Origin of the sequence: Brevibacillus fluminis, from assembly GCF_003710825.1 — a bacterium.
GTDB lineage: Bacteria > Bacillota > Bacilli > Brevibacillales > Brevibacillaceae > Brevibacillus_D > Brevibacillus_D fluminis.
Map to the genome: position 1 here is coordinate 1 of NZ_RHHQ01000034.1, position 1,655 is coordinate 1,655.

At 43.2% G+C, this 1,655-nt stretch carries 1 protein-coding gene; it reads left to right on the plus strand.

From position 1 onward, the window contains the following. Positions 1–105: 105 nt before the first annotated feature. A protein-coding gene (locus EDM56_RS30625; protein ID WP_122921724.1) for an IS1182 family transposase occupies positions 106–1,457 on the plus strand; the annotation gives its coding sequence in 2 pieces (ribosomal slippage) (positions 106–673 and positions 673–1,457; 1,353 coding nt in all). Positions 1,458–1,655 lie beyond the last annotated feature (198 nt).

Genomic DNA, 1,655 nt, shown 5'->3' on the forward strand with positions numbered 1-1,655 from the left:
CAGGCTGTCGATAAAGTCGGCAGCTTTTCTTTTTGTCTGGGTATTTCAACACGACACCGCGTTAATATGTTATAATATTTACAAAAATTACTGTAGGTGATCGTTATGTTACGTTCAAATAAAGATAAGCAAACTGCATATGAATTTGTTTCGATTGAGCAACTTGTTCCTCAAGACCACATGCTTCGAAAAATTGATAAATTTATCGATTTTTCGTTCATCCTTGAGAAGGTTCGCCCTTATTACTGTGAAGATAACGGGCGCCCGGCCATTGATCCGCTGGTTTTATTCAAAATGATTTTTTTAGGTTACTTTTATGGCATTCGTTCCGAAAGACGTCTTGAGCAAGAAATTCAGACCAATGTGGCTTACCGTTGGTTCCTTGGATTGGGCCTCACAGACCGCGTTCCCGACCATACCACCATCAGTTTAAATCGTCGCATTCGTTTTAAAGACACAACCATCTTTCAAGATATCTTTGATGAAATCGTTCTTCAAGCCATGGGGCACCGAATGATTGGAGGTCGCATGCTTATTTCGGATTCTACACATGTAAAAGCGAGTGCAAACAAAAATAAGTACACCAAAGAACAAGTCTTGCAAAACACCAAAAGCTATATCGATGAGCTAAATGAAGCGGTGGAAATTGACCGAAAAAATAACGGAAAAAAGCTCTAAAACCTGAAAAGGATGTGGTTGAACAGAAGGAAGTGAGAGTAAGCACAACCGACCCTGACAGCGGTTATATGATGAGAGAGGGAAAACCTGAAGGATTTTATTATTTGGACCACAGGACTGTAGATGCAAAGTACAATCTTATTACCGATGTGTTTGTAACCCCTGGGAACGTACATGATTCCCTTCCGTATCTGGATCGTCTGAACCGCCAAACCAAGCGGTTTGGCTTCAAAGTAGAAGCTGTTGCATTAGATTCTGGTTACCTAACAAACCCTATTTGTCACAAGTTAAAAGAGAAAAACATTTTTGCTGTCATTGCACACCGTAGATACCACCCGACGCAAGGGCTATTTCATAAGTGGCAGTTTACATATGACGCGGAACGTAATAGCTACACATGCCCAAATCAGCAAGAATTGCTGTACAGCACGACGGATCGCCACGGGTATCGTCATTACAAGTCCGATCCAGAAGTTTGCAAATCGTGCCCCTTCCTCACAAAATGTACCCGATCCAAGAACCACCGCAAAGTGGTCACTCGGCATGTTTGGGAAGATAGCAAGGATTGGGTACGTGAAAATCGACTGAGTAAAGCAGGCAAGAAACTCTACAAAAAGAGAAAAGAAACAATTGAGCGAAGCTTCGCGGATGCTAAACAGCTCCATGGGTTTCGCTATTGCCGTTTGCGGGGGTTGCGCAACGTAATGGAACAAGCGCTGATGACCGCAGCGGTGCAGAACATGAAAAAGATTGCCCTCCACCTTGCAAAGCAAGGGTGAGGGCACAGAATGTCCAAAATGGATAAGCGGTTCGTGTAAAAATCCACTTAACAAGAAGAGAAACCCCCAAATAACATGGGGTTTCTCGACAATCTGAACAACCAGGAATCCTGGTTGTTTTTTCTTTGTCCGCCTGAAAATCGCCCAGCTTGTAACAAAGTGGACGAATTCTAGATGGGGTTTATAGCCCGGTTGGGC